The sequence below is a fragment of the Paenibacillus sp. YSY-4.3 genome, assembly GCF_054767475.1.
Map to the genome: position 1 here is coordinate 1052977 of NZ_BAABMC010000001.1, position 18866 is coordinate 1071842.

Annotated in this window: 20 protein-coding genes; all 20 read left to right on the plus strand. The window is 47.9% G+C overall.

The features are described 5' to 3' along the window. The first annotated feature begins 1 nt into the window (after window position 1). Window positions 2-1000 (plus strand): flagellar motor switch protein FliM, encoded by a 999-nt coding sequence (gene fliM, locus ACYUJT_RS04975; RefSeq protein ID WP_460319235.1) that lies wholly within the window; start codon window positions 2-4, stop codon window positions 998-1000. Continuing rightward, window positions 990-2261: a flagellar motor switch phosphatase FliY gene (gene fliY / locus ACYUJT_RS04980; protein ID WP_460319236.1), complete on the plus strand. Its 1272-nt coding sequence runs from the start codon at window positions 990-992 to the stop codon at window positions 2259-2261. Before fliM ends, fliY begins: the two co-directional genes overlap by 11 nt. 27 nt (window positions 2262-2288) lie before the next feature. Then, window positions 2289-2654: a response regulator gene (locus ACYUJT_RS04985; protein ID WP_460319238.1), complete on the plus strand. Its 366-nt coding sequence runs from the start codon at window positions 2289-2291 to the stop codon at window positions 2652-2654. 11 nt (window positions 2655-2665) lie between these two features. Continuing rightward, window positions 2666-3202, plus strand: coding sequence for a flagellar biosynthetic protein FliO (locus tag ACYUJT_RS04990; protein ID WP_460319239.1), 537 nt, complete (start codon window positions 2666-2668; stop codon window positions 3200-3202). Continuing rightward, entirely contained in the window at window positions 3199-3960 is a 762-nt protein-coding gene (fliP, locus tag ACYUJT_RS04995) for a flagellar type III secretion system pore protein FliP (protein ID WP_460319240.1), read from the plus strand. Before ACYUJT_RS04990 ends, fliP begins: the two co-directional genes overlap by 4 nt. A 79-nt stretch (window positions 3961-4039) precedes the next feature. Next, window positions 4040-4309: a flagellar biosynthesis protein FliQ gene (gene fliQ / locus ACYUJT_RS05000; RefSeq protein WP_460319241.1), complete on the plus strand. Its 270-nt coding sequence runs from the start codon at window positions 4040-4042 to the stop codon at window positions 4307-4309. A gap of 12 nt (window positions 4310-4321) precedes the next feature. Beyond that, a complete protein-coding gene (gene fliR, locus ACYUJT_RS05005) occupies window positions 4322-5110 on the plus strand; it encodes a flagellar biosynthetic protein FliR (protein WP_460319242.1) in 789 nt (262 codons plus the stop codon). Between the two features lie 15 nt (window positions 5111-5125). Continuing rightward, window positions 5126-6214, plus strand: coding sequence for a flagellar biosynthesis protein FlhB (gene flhB, locus ACYUJT_RS05010; RefSeq protein ID WP_460319244.1), 1089 nt, complete (start codon window positions 5126-5128; stop codon window positions 6212-6214). A gap of 23 nt (window positions 6215-6237) precedes the next feature. Beyond that, window positions 6238-8274, plus strand: coding sequence for a flagellar biosynthesis protein FlhA (gene flhA / locus ACYUJT_RS05015; protein WP_460319246.1), 2037 nt, complete (start codon window positions 6238-6240; stop codon window positions 8272-8274). Beyond that, window positions 8271-9662, plus strand: coding sequence for a flagellar biosynthesis protein FlhF (flhF, locus tag ACYUJT_RS05020; RefSeq protein ID WP_460319247.1), 1392 nt, complete (start codon window positions 8271-8273; stop codon window positions 9660-9662). Before flhA ends, flhF begins: the two co-directional genes overlap by 4 nt. After that, complete coding sequence (locus ACYUJT_RS05025) at window positions 9659-10549, plus strand: MinD/ParA family protein (protein WP_460319248.1); 891 nt, start codon at window positions 9659-9661, stop codon at window positions 10547-10549. Before flhF ends, ACYUJT_RS05025 begins: the two co-directional genes overlap by 4 nt. Before the next feature lie 28 nt (window positions 10550-10577). Further along, on the plus strand, window positions 10578-12005 hold the full coding sequence (locus ACYUJT_RS05030; RefSeq protein ID WP_460319249.1) for a protein-glutamate methylesterase/protein-glutamine glutaminase: 1428 nt from the start codon (window positions 10578-10580) through the stop codon (window positions 12003-12005). 27 nt (window positions 12006-12032) lie between these two features. Further along, window positions 12033-14117 (plus strand): chemotaxis protein CheA, encoded by a 2085-nt coding sequence (locus ACYUJT_RS05035; protein WP_460319250.1) that lies wholly within the window; start codon window positions 12033-12035, stop codon window positions 14115-14117. 33 nt (window positions 14118-14150) lie between these two features. Further along, complete coding sequence (locus ACYUJT_RS05040; protein WP_460319251.1) at window positions 14151-14612, plus strand: chemotaxis protein CheW; 462 nt, start codon at window positions 14151-14153, stop codon at window positions 14610-14612. A 37-nt stretch (window positions 14613-14649) separates the two neighbouring features. Beyond that, complete coding sequence (locus ACYUJT_RS05045; protein WP_460319773.1) at window positions 14650-15243, plus strand: chemotaxis protein CheC; 594 nt, start codon at window positions 14650-14652, stop codon at window positions 15241-15243. Next, entirely contained in the window at window positions 15236-15733 is a 498-nt protein-coding gene (locus tag ACYUJT_RS05050) for a chemotaxis protein CheD (RefSeq protein ID WP_460319775.1), read from the plus strand. Before ACYUJT_RS05045 ends, ACYUJT_RS05050 begins: the two co-directional genes overlap by 8 nt. A 2-nt stretch (window positions 15734-15735) precedes the next feature. After that, window positions 15736-16158, plus strand: a complete 423-nt coding sequence (locus ACYUJT_RS05055) for a hypothetical protein (protein WP_460319252.1) — start codon at window positions 15736-15738, stop codon at window positions 16156-16158. 15 nt (window positions 16159-16173) lie between these two features. Then, window positions 16174-16962 carry a FliA/WhiG family RNA polymerase sigma factor gene (locus ACYUJT_RS05060; RefSeq protein WP_460319253.1) on the plus strand — a complete coding sequence of 263 codons (789 nt, stop codon included), beginning with the start codon at window positions 16174-16176 and terminating at the stop codon, window positions 16960-16962. Window positions 16963-17011: 49 nt separating this feature from the next. After that, the gene (locus ACYUJT_RS05065) at window positions 17012-18424 is read left to right on the plus strand and encodes a DUF342 domain-containing protein (protein ID WP_460319254.1); all 1413 of its coding nucleotides are present in this window, start codon (window positions 17012-17014) and stop codon (window positions 18422-18424) included. A gap of 38 nt (window positions 18425-18462) precedes the next feature. Continuing rightward, window positions 18463-18783: a hypothetical protein gene (locus ACYUJT_RS05070; protein ID WP_460319255.1), complete on the plus strand. Its 321-nt coding sequence runs from the start codon at window positions 18463-18465 to the stop codon at window positions 18781-18783. The last annotated feature ends 83 nt before the right edge of the window (window positions 18784-18866 follow it).

Consider the following 18866-nt stretch of genomic DNA (forward strand, 5'->3'; position numbering starts at 1 on the left):
TTTGGTAGATGTATTATCGCAGAACGAAATCGATGCACTGCTCGCCGCGTTGTCTTCTGGTGAAATGGATGCAGAGGAACTGAAAAAGGAAGAAACGCAGAAGAAAATCCGAGCCTATGATTTTAAACGGGCGGTGAGATTTTCCAAGGATCATATTCGTAGCTTAACCCGGATCCACGAGAATTTTGCGAGATTTCTTACTACCTATTTCTCAGCGCAGCTTCGTACATTTGTCCAAATCAACGTCGTTCAAGTCGAGCAGCTGCCTTATGATGAATTTATACGTTCCATACCGAAAATGACGATTCTTAACATATTTGAAGCAGAGCCATTGGAAGGAAGAATGGTGCTCGAAGTCCATCCAAACGTCGCATTTGCTATGTTGGATAGACTGCTTGGCGGGATTGGAATTGCTCCGTCCAAAATCGGGTCTTTGACTGAAATTGAGACGATCATTATGGAGCGGATTTTTAGCCGAGCTTTTGAAAGCCTGCAGGAAGCTTGGAAAACCGTCATTGACATTAGTCCGCGAATGGAAGGATTGGAGACGAATCCTCAGTTTATGCAAATCGTTTCGCCCAACGAGACGATTGCACTCATTTCGCTGAGCACTAAAATCGGTGACACGACGGGGATGATCAACTTATGTATTCCGCATGTTGTCATCGAGCCGATCATGCCGAAACTTTCGGTTCATCATTGGTTCGTATCCCAGAAGAAGTCTCGCGCTCCCGAAGAGTATGATGCTCTTCGCAACCGCGTTAACAAAGCCAAACTGCCGATCGTTGCTGAACTTGGTGAGTCACAACTTACGATTCAAGAGTTCTTAGGACTATCTGTCGGGGATGTAATATCCCTAAACAAGCCTGTTCACGATGGACTCGCCATAAGAGTCGGCGACAGACTGAAATACGTCGGCAGTCCGGGTACGCTTAAAGACCGTGTCGCCGTTCAAATTGACGAAATTGTCAGCGAAGGAGTTGAGGAACTTGACGAGTAAAGATTATTTGTCCCAAGAGGAAATTGACGCTCTGCTAAAGCAGGCAAATAACGACGATTCGCCGTCCGAACCGACGGTAGATGATTACTTGACACCGCTCGAGCAAGATGCTTTGGGCGAAATCGGCAACATTACTTTTGGCAGTGCTGCTACAGCATTATCAACTTTGCTTAGCAAAAAAGTAGATATTACGACTCCAAAAGTTTCTATTATAACGCGTTCACAATTCGAAACGGAGTTTCCAAAGCCGCATGTAGCGATTCATGTCCAATATGTGGACGGGTTCGAAGGGATTAATTCGCTGATCATTAAGACAAAGGACGCTCAAGTCATTGCAGATCTTATGCTTGGCGGAGAGGGAAATCCGGCTGAAGAAGAATTGAACGAAATTCACATCAGTGCCGTTCAAGAAGCGATGAATCAAATGATGGGTTCCTCGGCGACGTCGATGTCGACGATCTTTAATCGGTTCGTTAATATTTCGCCGCCAGGCGTAGATATTCTGAACATGTCGAATGGAACCGGGGTGGGAAGTCTACCTCCCGATGAGACACTCATTAAAATATCATTCAGGCTTACTATCGGAGATTTGATTGATTCGACGATCATGCAGCTTCTTACGGTCAAGTTCTCGAAGGAAATGGTAGACAGCCTGATTAACGGTGCAGTTACAGAGTCAACCACCAGGGAGAGTGCCGCAGCGTCAGCACCAGCGCCGTCGCCAGCATCCGCACCGCCTACAGCACCAGCGGGCATGCCTGCATCCTTTGATGAGACGCCTGCCTATGCACAGCCGCCGGCACAGGTACAGCATCCAACGGCACCTGCTGCACAGCAGCCGCCGATGATGCCTCCGATGCAGGATCAGGGATATTATCCGCCTCCGCAAGGACAGCCGTACAACGAGCCACAGCATTTCGGCGGAATGCAAGGGCGCAACTTAAATGTACAGCCGGTGCAATTCGCAAATTTTGGGGCTCCTGCCTACGGACAGATGGATGACAACAATTTAAATTTACTGATGGACATACCCCTTAAAGTCACCGTAGAATTAGGAAGGACCCAGAAGCAAATTAAGGATATTTTAGAATTGTCTCAGGGCTCAATCATCGAGCTGGACAAGCTTGCCGGTGAACCGGTAGATATTCTTGTGAACAATAAACTGATTGCCAAAGGCGAAGTTGTCGTCATTGATGAGAACTTTGGTGTTCGCGTGACGGATATTGTCAGCCAATGGGACCGAATTCAAAAATTACAATAGTAGAAGTTTAGGGAGGATTTTAAATCAATGGCAAACCGAATTCTAATCGTAGACGATGCTGCTTTTATGAGAATGATGATCCGCGACATTTTGACGAAAAACGGATTCGAGGTTGTAGGGGAAGCACAGGACGGCGCACAGGCTGTCGAGAAGTTTAAGGAGCTTAATCCAGACCTTGTTACAATGGACATCACGATGCCTGAAATGGACGGCATTGCCGCGCTCAAGGAAATCAAACAACTAGATCCGAATGCCAAGGTCATTATGTGCTCGGCTATGGGCCAACAGGCGATGGTCATCGACGCGATTCAAGCCGGTGCCAAAGACTTCATCGTTAAGCCGTTCCAATCCGACCGGGTTATTGAAGCAATCAATAAGACTTTAGGTATATAGGATAGAGAGCGATGAACTCGAATCAGCCGGATTACCCGCCGATTGGCAGCGACATTAATATATGGGGTAACTTGCTAACGGTTATCTTTGTGCTGGCTCTCATTATTGTTTTAATCGTATTATTGATTCGTTTTCTTGGTAAAAGAAACCGGTACTTGTCCCAAAGCCGATCGATCCGCATTTTGGGGGCCGTCGGTCTGGGACCAAATAAATCCTTGCAGGTTATTGAAATCGGGGGAAATGTCTACCTCGTCGGAGTTGGCGAAGACATTTCCTTGGTCGATAAAATAAACGATCCAGAAGAAGTAGCCTTATTACACCAGGCATTTGCGGAAGAGGGAGCAGAATTCCCCGGACTAGCTTCCGTTATTGGAAGTTTTGTCTCTCGTTTTCGCAAACCTTCTCCAGAGGAGGAGGAGTTGGACGAGACGAAGTTCCATGAAGTGTTTCAGTCACAGCTAAGAAAGATGCCTACCCGGAAACAACAAGTGGAGGAGCTCCTTCAGGACAAGGAAGAACAATCTACAGATCGGTTGAGGAATTCATGAAGAAAAAGGTCTTAATTGTAGGATTAATGCTAGCGTTATGCAGTTGGCTGACGGTGTCGGCCGCTTCTGCCGCGCCAGTGAACCCGATACCGGATATCGGAATACAAATAGGGAATTCGGATGGGCTGCCAGGTACAAGCTCACTTTCGATTATTTTGCTCATCACGGTACTAAGCATCGCCCCTGCGATCCTTGTCCTCATGACGAGCTTTACGAGAATCGTAATTGTACTTGGATTCGTGCGGAACTCTTTGGGGACGCAGCAAATGCCCCCCAACCAGGTTCTGATTGGATTGGCGCTATTTCTTACTCTATTCGTCATGAGCCCGACATTGTCTACGATTAATGAGGTAGCTTTGCAGCCTTATATCAAAGGTGAACTGACACAAACGGAAGCTTTGGATAAAGCGGCAGTACCGATGAAGAAATTTATGTACTCGCATACGCGTCCCAAAGATCTCCAGTTATTTATGAGTTACACTAAAACGGCGAAGCCGGCTAGTTACGAGGAGTTGCCGATTTCCGTGTTGGTGCCAGCTTATGCGATAAGCGAGCTCAAAACGGCATTTCAAATGGGTTTCATGATATTCATTCCGTTTCTTATTATCGATATCGTCGTAGCGAGCGTGCTGATGGCGATGGGGATGATGATGCTGCCTCCGGTAATGATCTCGCTGCCGTTCAAAATTTTGCTTTTTGTTCTAGTTGACGGCTGGTATCTCGTTGTGAAGTCATTGCTGGTTAGCTTTAGTCCTTAGCCGGAATGCGGGGTGGCTTTTTGTTCCGAATTCCGGCGAAGATCCGGGTAGAATACATCAAACATAGGGGGAAGACGGAATGAATACGGATTTTATAGTCGGGTTGGCCGGACAAGCGGTTTATACCGTGCTAAAGGTGAGTGCGCCAATGCTTGGCATTGGATTGGCGGTCGGGCTGATTGTGAGTATATTCCAGGCAACGACACAAATCCAGGAACAGACGCTTGCATTCGTTCCTAAAATTATCGCCGTCTTACTCGCCCTGTTATTGTTTGGACCATGGATTTTGACGACTATGGTTGATTTCACTTACGGTATTTTAAACAATCTTTCTAATTATATCGGTTAGGCGAAAAGGATTATGGAGATTTTAGTGCAAGGAATTTCAGTTTTTTTGCTTGTTTTTTGTCGAATGACAGCCTTTTTTGTCGTAGCTCCGATATTTTCATCACGTGGCGTTCCTAATTTATATAAAGTTGGCTTGTCGGCAGTGATTGCTTTGTTGATTGTCATTATTCAAGGCTTTAATCAGGTGATTCCGACCGATCTCAACTATATATTATTGGTTTTTCGCGAGCTGCTGATCGGACTGCTGATGGGGTATGTGGCACAATTGCTATTTACGGTTGTACAGATGGCAGGATCCTTTATCGACATACAAATGGGATTTGGCATCGTGAACGTAATTGATCCGATGACCGGGGCTTCGGCACCTGTACTGGGTAATTTTAAGTACATTATAGCCACCTTGTTATTTCTGTCGATGAATGGTCATCATTACTTGCTAGATGCCGTCATTCGCAGCTATAACTGGATGCCCTTATCCAATGAACTGTTTCAGAAAATATACAATGGAAATATTTCTGAATTTTTAGTCAGAACCTTTAGTCAAGCGTTCTTATTATCGTTTCAATTAGCAGCACCGCTGGTTGCTGCTCTGTTTGTAACCGATGTAGCGCTTGGATTCTTAGCACGGACGGCTCCCCAATTTAACATCTTTGTAATCGGGATACCGCTCAAAATTATGGTAGGACTAGCGATGCTCCTGTTGCTTATCCCCAGCTTGATTTACGCGTTCGAGAATCTGTTTCAGGTATTGTTTAAATCGCTGCATAATTTGTTCGGTACGATCGGGCAAAGACCGACGTAGGATAGGGGGATCGTTATGTCGTTCCGGTACGCACTGGATCTGCAGTTGTTTGCCGGTGAGAAAACAGAGAAGGCCACGCCCAAAAAACGGCAGGACGCCCGGAAGAAAGGCCAGGTTGCCAAAAGTCAGGATTTATCAGGTTCAGTCGTATTGTTATCCGGATTTTTGTGTCTGCTCATATTTGGGGGATATATGAAGGAAAGGTTGATTCTCCTTTTTTCCGATGTATATTTTCACCGGTTGAATATGGACGTAACGAAAGAAAACGTCATGACGATGTTTGGAGACTTTGCCGTTCAAATTCTATTGCTGCTGGCGCCTCTTCTGTTGATCGTCGTCGTCATGGCTGCCGTGGCTAACTACATGCAGGTCGGTTTTCTCCTTACAGGGGAACCATTAAAAATGCAGTTGAAGAAGTTGGATCCTATTCAAGGGTTCAAAAGAATTTTCTCGATGCGTTCGTTAGTCGAATTTCTAAAGTCCGTTCTCAAGCTTACCGTTATTGGCTTTTTGGTCTATACGACGATATGGGGGGAACGGGGCAATATTGCTTCATTAGGGCATGTTACGATCGAAGATGCATTTCACTTCACTTCGAAGCTGACGATGAACCTAGGATTAAAGATTGGCGCAGCTTTATTTGTACTAGCGGTACTAGATTATTTGTACCAAAAGTATGATCACGAGAAAAATTTAAGAATGTCGAAGCAGGACATCAAAGATGAGTATAAGAAAATGGAAGGCGATCCGCTAATCAAGGGTAAAATACGTGAAAGACAGCGCCGTATGGCGCTTCAGCGTATGATGCAAGAAGTTCCTAAAGCGGATGTTATTATTACGAACCCGACCCATTTTGCGGTTGCCTTGAAATATGAGGGCTCGGAAATGGATGCTCCACAAATCGTTGCTAAGGGTCAAGACTACGTTGCCCTTCGCATTCGAGAAATCGCTAAGGAACACGGCGTTATTATTATGGAAAACAAGCCGCTGGCTCGTGCATTGTTCCAAAGAGCGGAAATCGGAGATGCGATTCCTGCGGATTTGTTTCAAGCCGTAGCCGAAGTGCTGGCTTACGTATATAGAATGAAAGGTAAGAGTAAATAATGGACGGGATCGGAGGCGGAGCCATGAAGAAGGCTAAAGATTTATTTATACTAATAGGAATTATCGGCATCGTTCTACTAATGATTCTTCCGATCCCAACTTGGCTGCTGGATATTCTTCTCATTATCAACATATCGGTCGCGCTTATGATTCTGCTAGTCGCCATGAATACGAAAGAGGCTTTGCAGTTCTCTATCTTTCCGGCGATGCTGCTCATAACCACGTTGTTCCGGCTCGCGCTGAACGTTTCGACAACGAAGCTGATTTTGGGACAAGCGAAGGCTGGGGACGTAGTTGCGACATTTGGATCGTGGGTGTCTCAGGGCCAACCTGTCGTCGGCTTTATAGTGTTCCTTATACTAGTTGTTGTGCAGTTCATCGTAATTACCAAAGGTTCGGAACGCGTAGCTGAAGTAGCGGCGCGTTTCACCTTGGATGCGATGCCCGGCAAACAGATGAGTATCGACGCAGACCTAAATGCGGGCTTGATAAACGAGCAGCAGGCTAGGGATCGCCGTCGCAAGATCGAAAGAGAGTCGGATTTCTACGGAGCTATGGACGGGGCGAGTAAGTTCGTCAAAGGTGACGCCATTGCTAGCATTATCATTCTCCTCATAAATCTAATCGGCGGTTTTATCATCGGAATGTCGATTCATGGAATGCCCTTTGGCGAGGCGCTTTCCACTTATTCATTGCTTACGATCGGGGACGGTTTGGTCAGCCAGATCCCGGCGCTGCTCATTTCTACGGCTGCAGGTCTGATCGTTACACGGGCGTCGTCCGAAGGTAATCTGGCAGAGGATATTACCAGCCAGCTGTTCTCTTATCCGAAGCTGGTTTATATTGTTGCCGGAACGATCGCGATGCTAGGACTATTTACTCCGATTGGGCCGCTGACGACTTTGCCTTTTGCTGGAATGTTAACCTTTGCGGCATACCGGATGCAGAAGAATCTGGATCGCCGTCAAATCGAACAGGAGCAGGAAGAGGAGGAGCAGGAAATCGAAGAGGTACGCAGTCCGGAGAGTGTAATCAATTTGCTGCAAGTTGATCCGATCGAATTTGAATTCGGATATGGATTGATTCCGCTTGCTGATACCGGACAAGGCGGGGATTTGTTAGACAGGATCATCATGATTCGGCGGCAGTGTGCCCTGGAAATGGGGCTGGTAGTACCCGTTATTCGCATTCGTGACAATATTCAACTAAAACCGAATGAATATGTCATCAAAATAAAAGGAAATATCGTTGGTCGTGGTGAATTATTACTTAATCACTATTTGGCTATGAGTCCTGGGGTGGAAGATGAATCGATTACAGGCATAGAGACCCAGGAACCGGCCTTTGGATTACCGGCGCTTTGGATTGATGAATCTACCAAAGACCGGGCAGAGTTATCAGGCTATACAGTGGTAGATCCGCCATCCGTCGTTGCTACACATTTGACGGAAATGATCAAGAAGCATGCGCATGAGCTTATTGGCAGACAAGAGACGAAGGCACTTGTCGATAATCTTAGAGAGAATTACGCCGTGCTTGTCGATGAGTTGATTCCTTCGGTTCTCACCATCGGAGATGTACAAAAAGTACTAGCGAAGCTGCTGCGGGAGAAAATATCCATCCGCGATATGGTAACAATCTTTGAATCGTTAGCCGACTACGGAACCTATACGAAGGATCCTGACGTATTGACCGAATATGTGCGGCAGGCGTTGTCTAGACAAATTACGCAGCAGTATACGCAGCAAGGCGAGACGATGAGGGTCATTACTGTGGGTCCAAATCTCGAGAAGAAAATTGCTGAGAGCGTGCAGCAGACCGAACAGGGCAGTTATTTAGCTCTCGACCCGGCATCTACTCAAACGGTCTACCAGAAACTGACGGAGCAAATCAACCGGCTTATTCAATCCGGACAGCAGCCGATCGTCCTTACGTCACCGACGATCCGCATGTACTTGCGGCAGGTGATTGAACGGACGATGCAGGACATACCGGTACTGTCTTATAGCGAACTTGAGCCGAATGTCGAAATTCAGAGTGTCGGAGTGGTGAACTTATGAGAGTAAAAAGGTATATCGTCGACACTATGCCTGATGCGATGCAGAAAATTCGCGATGAACTTGGCAAGGATGCCGTCATATTAAGCACGAAAGAGCTGAAAATCGGCGGATTTCTGGGAATGTTCCAGAAGAGAAAAATCGAGGTCATTGCCGCATCAGAAAGCAAGGAAGCTACTGCGCCGAAAGGGAAACCCTCTCGGCACGTCGCTCCTTCACCTGCCTTCCCGCCGATTGCGCCCCAGGCCGTACCGGAGGCTTACCGTAAATCCACGGTAATGATGTCGCAAGGGACAGGCGCTTCTCAGCCTGTGGCTGCAGCAGAAGACGAGAAGCTCCAATCTGAGGAGAACCGTTTGTCGGCGGCCGTAATTGCTGCCGCTAAAGAGGAAGACCCTCTTTCGCAAGAAGAACGCGCACGCTTATCATCGCATAAGACAAGTGCCGGCGGAGCCAATCCGGCAAGCACAGTTGGACTAGAGAACTCTGTTCCTACGCCATCAAGCAATTCAAAGGAAGATCGACTGTTCATAGAAATCGAACAGATGAAAATGTTGATGGCTAAGCTTGCCCGTTTTCAAGAAGGTCTGCCTGAGCTCCCGGAGCCGCTGAGTCAAGTTAAGGAACGGCTCGCGGAGCAGGAGGTCAACGCGGAACTTGTTGATTTATGGATGGATGATGCCTTCAAAACGTGGGAAAACGACGGGAAGACGATGAGTGACGATGAATTGCTCTCCTTGGTAAGGTCAAGTGCGGAAATATTCATGAAGGACCGCATTGGCGAAGGGATCCAAGACGGAACTAAAGTTGTTTATATCGTAGGACCGACGGGGGTCGGCAAAACGACGACCATCGCTAAGCTCGCAGCGGATCAAATTTTTCGCCTTCGCAAGAAGGTAGGGTTTATTACGGCGGATACGTACCGTATATCGGCGATCGAGCAGCTGCGTACTTACGCATCGATTCTAAACGTTCCGCTTGAGGTGGTTCAATCGCCAGGCGATGTGCAAAGAGCCATGCAGCGATTGCAGCATTGTGATTTGATCCTCATGGATACGGCCGGTAGGAACTACCTTAACGAGCTGTATGTCGCAGAGCTGCACAGCCTGCTAAGCCCCTCGGAGCATAGCGAAACTTACCTGGTCCTTAGCTTAACCTCTAAAAGTCGAGATATGATGAAAATTACCGAGCATTTTAGCAAATACGGCATCCAGAAGGTGATATTTACGAAGCTAGACGAAACGCAAAGCATGGGACCAATCTACAATTTGCTGCATGAGTATCCCATGCAGGTGTCATATGTAACAAACGGTCAGAATGTCCCCGATGATTTGCTGCCTGCGAATAACGAGCTGTTCACGAATATGCTCCTTGGAGCACAAGGATCATGAACGACCAGGCGCAAGCTCTTAGACGGCTTGTATCGAAGCTGGAAGGCTCGTATGACAGGCTGGCGCCAAGAACAAATCCAGCTCGGATTTTAACGGTAAGCAGCGGCAAAGGCGGCGTCGGCAAGTCCAATTTCACCTTGAATTTCGCTTTGGCCCTCAAAACTCTCGGCCGAAAGGTGCTAATCTTCGATGCGGATATCGGGATGGCGAATATCGATGTGCTGATGGGTGTCAGGACAAGGTACAATCTGTATCATCTCTTAAAAGGCGAGAGGAATTTGGAGGAGATCATCGAGCTTGGAACAAATGGTCTGCCCTTTATTGCGGGCGGCTCGGGAATGGCGGACCTGTTTACTTTATCGGAATCCGACTTGAACTACTTTACATCTCAAATTGAAGAGATTTCGGAAAAGATGGATTATATCATCTTCGATACTGGTGCAGGCCTGTCCAAAGAAACCGTTAAATTCATTACGGCAGCGGATGAGTGCATCGTAGTGACGACGCCGGAGCCGACGTCGATAACAGACGCCTATGCATTAATCAAAGTCGTTCACGGCATGGAGCAGGGAGTACCATTCCGGCTTGTCGTTAACCGAGTTGCAGGTCAACAAGAGGCAAAGCAGGTGACCGATAAGTTGTCGCTGGTAGCCAAGCGCTTTCTCGATATGGAAATCGCCATGCTTGGACATATTCATGACGATCCGCATGTCATGCAAGCGGTCAAGAAACAAATCCCATTTTCAACCGCATTTCCTAGCTGTGTAGCTGCGCGTGATATTCAACGCTTAGCGATGAGATTTTTGGAAGTTCCGCAGATGGGGCAAAAGGATACCTTGACAGGAATCAAAGGATTTATGCACAAATGGCTTAAACGCACAAAATGATTCTGTATTAGGGAACAGGGGTGGGACTATGCCTTACCGGATTATGGTGGTTGATGATTCGGCATTTATGAGAAAGATCGTGTCGGACTTAATTGAGCAGGATCCGGAATTCCAAGTGATCGGCACTGCTCGGAATGGACGAGAGGCCATTCAACAAATTGCCCAACTCTCGCCGGATTTGGTCACTATGGATGTGGAAATGCCGGAGCTCAATGGGCTGGATGCTTTAAAGATCATTATGGATCGTCAGCCGCTTCCCGTAATTATGCTCTCGGGAATTAACGAGCAAGGCATGCGTGAGACAATTATGGCGCTTGAGCTCGGCGCGTTCGATTTCATTCGAAAACCCTCTGCTTCAACGAGCTCCCATGATATCAGACAGGTGAAGCTCGAGCTCCATGAACAGATTCGCACAGCAATGCTGATGAAGGAACGCAAAGCTGCACGGGAGTCGGGGCTGCATATGCAAGCTGAATCGCCTCTTCGGCCAGATATGACGGCCAAGACAACGCGTACTGCAGATGTTGAGGCAAGACAAGCGTTGACTAAGCCCAAACCAGAAGGTAGGACGGTCATCCGTGGAACGGAGCAAAATGCTCCGGTTTCTGCCAAAGGGCAGATCTCCAAATTGGGAGGCGCTAAGCCTGAGCAGGATGCCTTGAGCGGGTCAAGAATCGACCGCGATCGGACCCGGCGGGCAAACAACGAACAGGCAAATAAGCCGGTCAAGGCAAACAGGACTGATCCGGAAGCTGTGTCAAGAAGCAGTCCAGCAATTCGGGGCAAGAGTACGGAGAATCATTTGACTAAGCCGGTACAGGTAACGCCGCCTAAGGATGAAACAGGCGCTAAATCTCCTGTACAACAGCATGCCAAGACTGATTTTACGGATATCGTAGCGATCGGCACATCAACTGGCGGACCGAAGGCTTTAAAAGCTGTGCTGGAGAAAATACCTCGGAACTTTCCGGCGCCGATCGTGATTGTGCAGCATATGCCGCCGAACTTTACCAAATCGCTAGCACAGCGTTTGAACAGCTTGAGCTCGCTTCGTGTCGTTGAGGCCGAGGAAGGAATGAAGCTGCTTCCCGGCACCGCATATATAGCGCCTGGCGGGTTTCATATGAATGTCGTCTACGGATCAGACGGATATAAGATTACCCTGAACAGCCAAGAGCAGCGAAATGGCCACCGGCCATCTGTTGAGGTATTGTACGAATCATTGCTTCCGCTTAACTCCTTGAAAAGGCACATCGTGCTGCTGACAGGAATGGGCAGCGACGGTGCGAGAGCGATGAAGAGACTGTACGAGGCTGGGGTAACCTCGACGATCGCTGAGAGCGAGGAGACATGCGTCGTTTACGGCATGCCGCGGTCCGCGATTGAACTTCGTTGTGTAAGCCATGTTTTACCGTTACAAGAAATAGGTCCTAAGCTCGTACAAGTAGTGAAATAAGGAATCTCTTAGAGGAGGTGCCTCACCATGGACATGAATCAGTATTTATCCATGTTTATCGATGAGTCCAACGATCATTTGCAATCATTAAACGAAAATATGCTAGAACTGGAAAAAGCGCCAGACGACATCGGAATCGTACAAATCATTTTCCGCTCTGCACATACCCTGAAAGGGATGGCTGCTACGATGGGTTTCGAGGATTTATCCTCGCTAACGCATCAAATGGAGAACGTCCTGGATCTGGTGCGCAATGAAAAATTGAAAATGCAGGATTATATTTTTGATACCTTGTTCAAAAGTCTAGATGCTCTGCAAATGATGGTTCAGGATATTACACAGGGCGGCGATGGCAAAGCTGATGTTCAATCTATCGTAGCTTCGCTTCAAGCGATCGTTCGCGGTGAGGTTCCTGGGGGAACGGATAGCAGCGCTTCCTCGCAGGCATCTCCTGCTGCCGCGACGGCTAGCACTGGCATTCAACTAGATGAGTTCCAACACTCCGTTCTGGAGCAATCGATCTCGGAAGGCCATAAAGTGCTGTACATCGAGGTTGCAATCCGCGAAGACTGCCAATTAAAAGCCGTTCGTGCTTATTTAGTGTTCGACCTGCTTGAGCGCTATGGCGAAGTCGTTAAATCCCAACCTTCGGTACAAGAGATCGAGCAAGAGAAATTTGAACGCAGCTTCTCGCTGTATTACATAACGCAAAAGGATGCAGCTGAGCTGCAGGGCATGATCCTCAATCTTTCGGAGATTGAATCGGCACAAGTGATGCCGCTTGATCATGAGACATTGAACCAGATTTCCTTAGGGGTTCAGGAAGCAGCAGTTGCAGAAACCGCTGAAGCACCAGCCGCCGCAGCCGCGCCAGCACCGGTCGATGCGAAGCCGGAGGCTCCGCAAACGGCTACCAAGCCGGAAGCAAAGGCAGGTGCCAGAGCAAATGGGGGAGCAGCTCCTTCCCGTACGATCCGGGTTGATATCGAACGTTTGGATGTGCTGATGAACTTGCTCAGCGAATTGCTGATCGACCGCTCTAGACTGGAGCAGCTTTCCCAGGAAATTAAGCGCGCCGATTTGACCGAAACAGTCGAGCACATGAGCCGTGTGGGCAGCGATCTGCAAAATATTGTTCTCAAGCTGCGCATGGTTCCGATTGACACAGTGTTCAGCCGTTTTCCGCGGATGGTTCGGGACGTTGCCAAATCGCTGGATAAGAAAATCGATCTTGTAATTATTGGCGCTGAAACCGAGTTGGATCGGACAGTCATCGACGAAATAGGTGATCCTCTCGTTCACTTATTGAGAAACGCAGTGGATCATGGGGTAGAATCTACCGCACAGCGGATCGCTGCAGGCAAGCCGGAGACAGGAACTGTTCAGCTCCGCGCCTTCCATAGCGGCAACCATGTGTTCATCGAAATCGAGGATGACGGCGGCGGTATTGACCGCGACAAAATTTTGAGCAAAGCGCTGAAGAACGGAGTCGTTACGCAGAGCGAGGCTGCTGCTATGTCGGATGAGCAGGTGTACATGCTGCTGTTCGCTGCAGGCTTCAGTACGGCTGACGTTATCTCGGACATTTCCGGACGCGGCGTCGGACTTGACGTTGTACGATCGAAGATCGAATCGCTTAGCGGCGTCGTGTCCGTGAACTCGACCCTGGGCAAAGGAACGAAGTTCTCGGTACAGCTTCCGCTTACGCTGTCTATTATTTCCGCGATGCTGATCAAGGTTGGCTCCGAGAAATACGCAATACCCCTTTCATCGATTGTGGAAACGGGAATCATTCAACGCGATCAGATTCGCAAAGTGCATGGCTATACGATGGTACCATACCGGGATGCACATATTCCTTTAATGTCTTTGGCCAATCTGTTCGAGGTTGCTGATTTCGATGAGGCTGCGGAAGAAGAAACGGAAATCGTCGTCATCCGTAAGGGTGAACGTTTAGCGGCATTGACCGTTGAAGATTTCATTGGCCAAAGCGAAATCGTCATTAAGAACTTGGGCAAATATTTGCCTCCGGTGCAGGGCGTTGCTGGGGCGACGATTCTAGGTGATGGACAAGTAGCTCTGATTGTAGACCCTAACGCATTCATTAAATAAAGGCTTTGCCATAACCATTAAGGAGGATGTTCCATGGGAGAGGAATTGAAAGTCATCGTATTTAAACTGGGTGAGGAAGAATACGGCATTGAGGTAGACAAGGTTCAGACGATTGAGCGTATGATGCCGATTACTCGCGTGCCGAAGACGTACTCGTTCGTTAAGGGAGTCATTAACTTACGCGGTGTGGTCATTCCTGTCATTGATTTGCGTGGGCGTTTTGGCCTTCCGGAATCCGAATACACCGATCAGACCCGAATCATTATTGTCGCGGTTAATGAGATGGAGGTTGGCTTCATCGTGGATTCGGCGAACGATGTTATGGATCTGAACAGCGATGTGATCGATTCCCCGCCGGATGTCGTTGGAGGAATAAAAGCGAAATATTTGCATGGTGTCGCTCGCATTTCCGAGGAGCGTCTCCTGGTCATGCTGAACTTGTCTGAGGTGCTAAATCGCTCTGAAATTATTCAATTGGAAAGTTTAGAGGATTAAAATAGTGGATCTGTTTAAGGGCTTTGCAGATTTAAAAATGGATGTGTTAAAGGAAGTCGGGAATATCGGCGCGGGAAATGCCGCCACCGCATTATCCAGACTTCTTGACAAACCTATAGATATGGCCGTTCCCAAAGTTCAAATGCTGCCCTTTGAGGCGGTGGCCGAAAAGGTTGGAGGAGCGGAGAGCATCGTTCTAGCCATCTTTTTGAGAGTTGAGGGGGACGCTCCTGGCAATCTGTTCTTTATCCTCAGTCCGGAAGCGGCGAAGAAGTTGCTTCATCGTCTTGCTGGAATTCAAGTAGAAAGCGAGGAGGAGTTTTCCGAGATGGAATGGTCAGCCCTCTCGGAAATCGGCAATATTTTAGCCGGCTCCTATCTGTCCTCGCTAGCCGATTTCACATCGCTGGCCATGACGCCGACCGTTCCCGCGCTGGCGATAGATATGGCTGGAGCGATACTTAGCTACGGGCTGCTGCAGTTCGGCGAAATGGGTGATTCCGCATTGTTGATTGATACGACATTCATCGAGGACCAGCAAGAAGTGGAGGGACAATTCTTCCTCATCCCGGATCCTGAATCTTTCGATAAAATATTTACTGCCTTAGGAGTACCGATGAATGATGATTGAGGAGCAGCGAATCGTAAAGGTCGGCATGGCAGATCTCAATATTATCCAGCAAACAGGGCTTATTCGGACGACTGGACTTGGCTCTTGCGTAGGACTTACTTTATATGATCCGGTTGCAAAAACGGCTGGCCTTGCACATGTTATGCTTCCGACATCGACCATTGCCCGCGAGGGTGCGCTCAACATTGCCAAGTATGCGGATACTGCCGTACCAGCATTGTTGGAACAATTGCTTTCGAGTGGAGCAAATAAAAGCCGGATCGTAGCCAAAATGGCGGGCGGATCTCAGATGTTCACCTTTGCGGGAACCGGGGACTCGCTTCGAATCGGTCCGAGAAATGTGGAATCATGCAAAGAGAAGCTGTCGGAGCTAGGCATCCCGTTGTTAGCTGAGGACACGGGGGGCAATTACGGAAGAACTATCGAACTCGATTGTGAAACGGGTATATTATTTATACGCAGTGTACAAAAGGGTATAAAGGAATTGTAGCCATGGCAGGAAAACTTAAATATTACACGTTGTTTGGAATATTTGGATTTTTGATTACATTTGCAGTCTCATCTAGCAGCAACTTGTTTTCGACAAGCCTCATTCGGGGACTCATCGCATTTGTAGTTTGGTTTGGGCTATCTTATGCGGCCAATTGGATGATCGGTTTCATGAAAGAGATGTCTCCTGTATCAACGAACGAGGATCTAATTGCGCCTCACGATGACGAGGGTAAGGGTGGACAGCTTGATTTGACGACACCGGATGAAACGGATGAATTGAACGAATTGCTAAAGCAGCCACCGGGAAGTCAGACAGGAAATAACGATTTTACACCGTTAAACCCGCCAAGACTGGTTAAGACACCTGATGACAAAGATCCTGAAGAGCTGGCTAAAGTTGTTCGTCACCTGACAGAAAACTAAGGAGGGTGAAGGCAATTGGACGAGCGGAAGACATCCACTTTGAACTACGCCGATGTGTGGGAGCGATGGAAAGAACATGGAGATATTGAGGCCAAAAAGGAGCTTATCGAGAAGCATTTGCACATTGTCGATTATGTTTCGGGACGTCTAGCAGTTGGCCTTCCCAAAAATGTCTCTAAAGACGACTTATCCAGTAACGGCGTAATGGGGTTGATAGACGCTGTGGAAAAATTCGATTATAAAAGAGGCTTGCAATTTGAGACCTATGCCTCATGGAGAGTAAGAGGGGCGATTCTTGACGGTCTAAGGCAAGGGGATTGGGTACCTCGATCCGTTCGGGAAAAAGCCAAGAAAATTGAAGAGGGATATCAGCATCTGGAGCAGCAATATCTTCGTTCCGTGACGGATGTTGAGATGAGCGAATATTTGAATGTAAGTGAAAGGGAATTTCAAAGTATGCTGCAGGAAGTTGCCGTCATGACACTGTGTTCATTGGAAGATCCGATCCGAGAGGAAGAATCCGAGACGCGGCTGACTTTGTTGATCGATGAGAAAGCCAAGAACCCTGATTATAAGGTTAGGGAGTTTTTCCTTAGGGATTCTTTAGCCAAAGGAATTGAAAAACTCACGGAGAAGGAACGGACCGTTGTTTCCCTACTATATTACGAAGACTTGTCATTGAGTGAAATTGCGGAGGTGATGTCTCTTTCCCCGTCACGAATTTCTCAACTCCATTCCAAAGCCATTCTTAGGCTTCGCGGAAGCTTGGAGAAGCAGAAAGACTTGTTGATGCTGGAAGATTAAAGAGTACAATTGGTGTATAAGCAGTAATTGATGAAAGGAGGAACGACTTATGGAATACATGAATGATCTTGGCCAAATATTGAGTGTGACAACAAATGACGATAAAACGGTTGCCTACCTGCAATTTTTGAAGAAAGATGAGGAGTTTACTTGCACTCCGGATGTTTTACAGCATTTTTTACGGGGGGAAGGTATCAAATTCGGCATTCAGGAGGATATTGTGGCCAGATTTGCCATGAATGCAAGGGAATACTTTTTTAGCAAGACACCGATTGCCATTGGGATCGAACCAGTACAAGGGAAGGACGGCTCGATCCGCTACGCTGTACCGATTGATGGAGAAGATCAGCAGCATCGGCCGGCGGAGAGTGATGACGGTACGGTGGATTTTAAGGATGTTACTCGTCTGAATAACGTTCGGAAGGGACAAATCATTGCTGAACTGGTTCCACCTGTACCCGGTCGTCCCGGTACAGCGGTTACCGGTGAGTCGATCCCTTGCAAAGAAGGGAAGGAAGCACGCTTTAAGGTGGGCAAGAACGTCGTTCTTAATCCGGAGCAAACGGCGATGTACGCTGCAATCGACGGATTAGTTACGCGGACCGATAAAGGCAAGCTGAACGTATTTCCAGTCTACGAAGTCAATGGCGATGTGGATTACAGCATTGGCAATATCGATTTCGTAGGCACGGTTGTTATTCGCGGCAACGTTCTGACCGGATTCCGGGTTTGCGCCTCCGGAGATATTCGCGTCATCGGTGGAGTAGAAGGAGCGGAGTTGATCGCGGAAGGCTCCATCGAAATCACGGGCGGCATTATCGGTTATAACAAAGGACTTGTTAAAGCGGGGCAACAGGTAAAAAGCTCATTCATTCAAGATGGCAATGTAACGGCTGGTGAAGACGTCATCGTGACACAGAGCATTATGCACTCCAATGTCCGTGCTGGAAGGGATGTCATCTGCAGCGGCACAAAGGGCCTGATTATCGGAGGCAACATTCAGGCAGGAGAACGGGTCACGGCAAGAGTCATCGGCAATCCGATGTCTACGGCCACGTCGATTGAGGTGGGGGTTCTACCGGAGCTGCGCAATGAGCTGCTGGATTTGCGTCAACAGCTTAAGGATCAAATGGCAAATGTCGACAAGACCGAGAAAGCGCTTACTCTATTAGATCAATTAGCTTCCATGGGCAAGCTTACGCCGGATAAGGTGGCGATGAGATCCAAGCTTAACATGACCAAAAAATCGAGTATGCAGGAGCTTGACGAGATCAAAGAGCGTATGCTGGATATCGAGAAAGCTTTGGAGGAAACGGGCAACGCGCGGGTAGATGTTCTGAAGATGATCTACGGCGGCTCCAAAATCGTCATTGGCAGATACACCAAATATATTAAAGAACCTATTTCTAGAATGTCTTTCTATTATACTGAAGGAGACATTTCCATGTCTGCTTACGTCTAATCCATGCAATTGTCCTAAAACGGCGCGAGGTGATTGTCATGAATATGAAATCCGTGGAAATGCAAATAGCTCTTCCCCGTACTAGTGACGCAGGGCGCATTCAGCAGGATCAACAGCAAAGACCGCTTATCGACCAGAATATACTTGCCGGGCAGAACATAAAGGCGAGCGAGCTTGAACGTGGGAAGAGTCAGGCCATGGAGCAAAGCGCGCGCAACAAGACGGTGAAACGGGACGGAGATGCGGCTTCAGACCAGGAGAAGGAACAACGGGATGCCGAAGAGAAGCAGGAGGAGCGAGACAAGGAAAAGGCTGCAGAGCATCCTTTCAAGGGACGGCATATCGACCTGTCGCTCTAATCTGTAAGACGCCTAGATCATTACACACAGCAAAAAGGTGAGGATAACATTGTCATTTGGAGAACCATGGTTTTATATTGTGA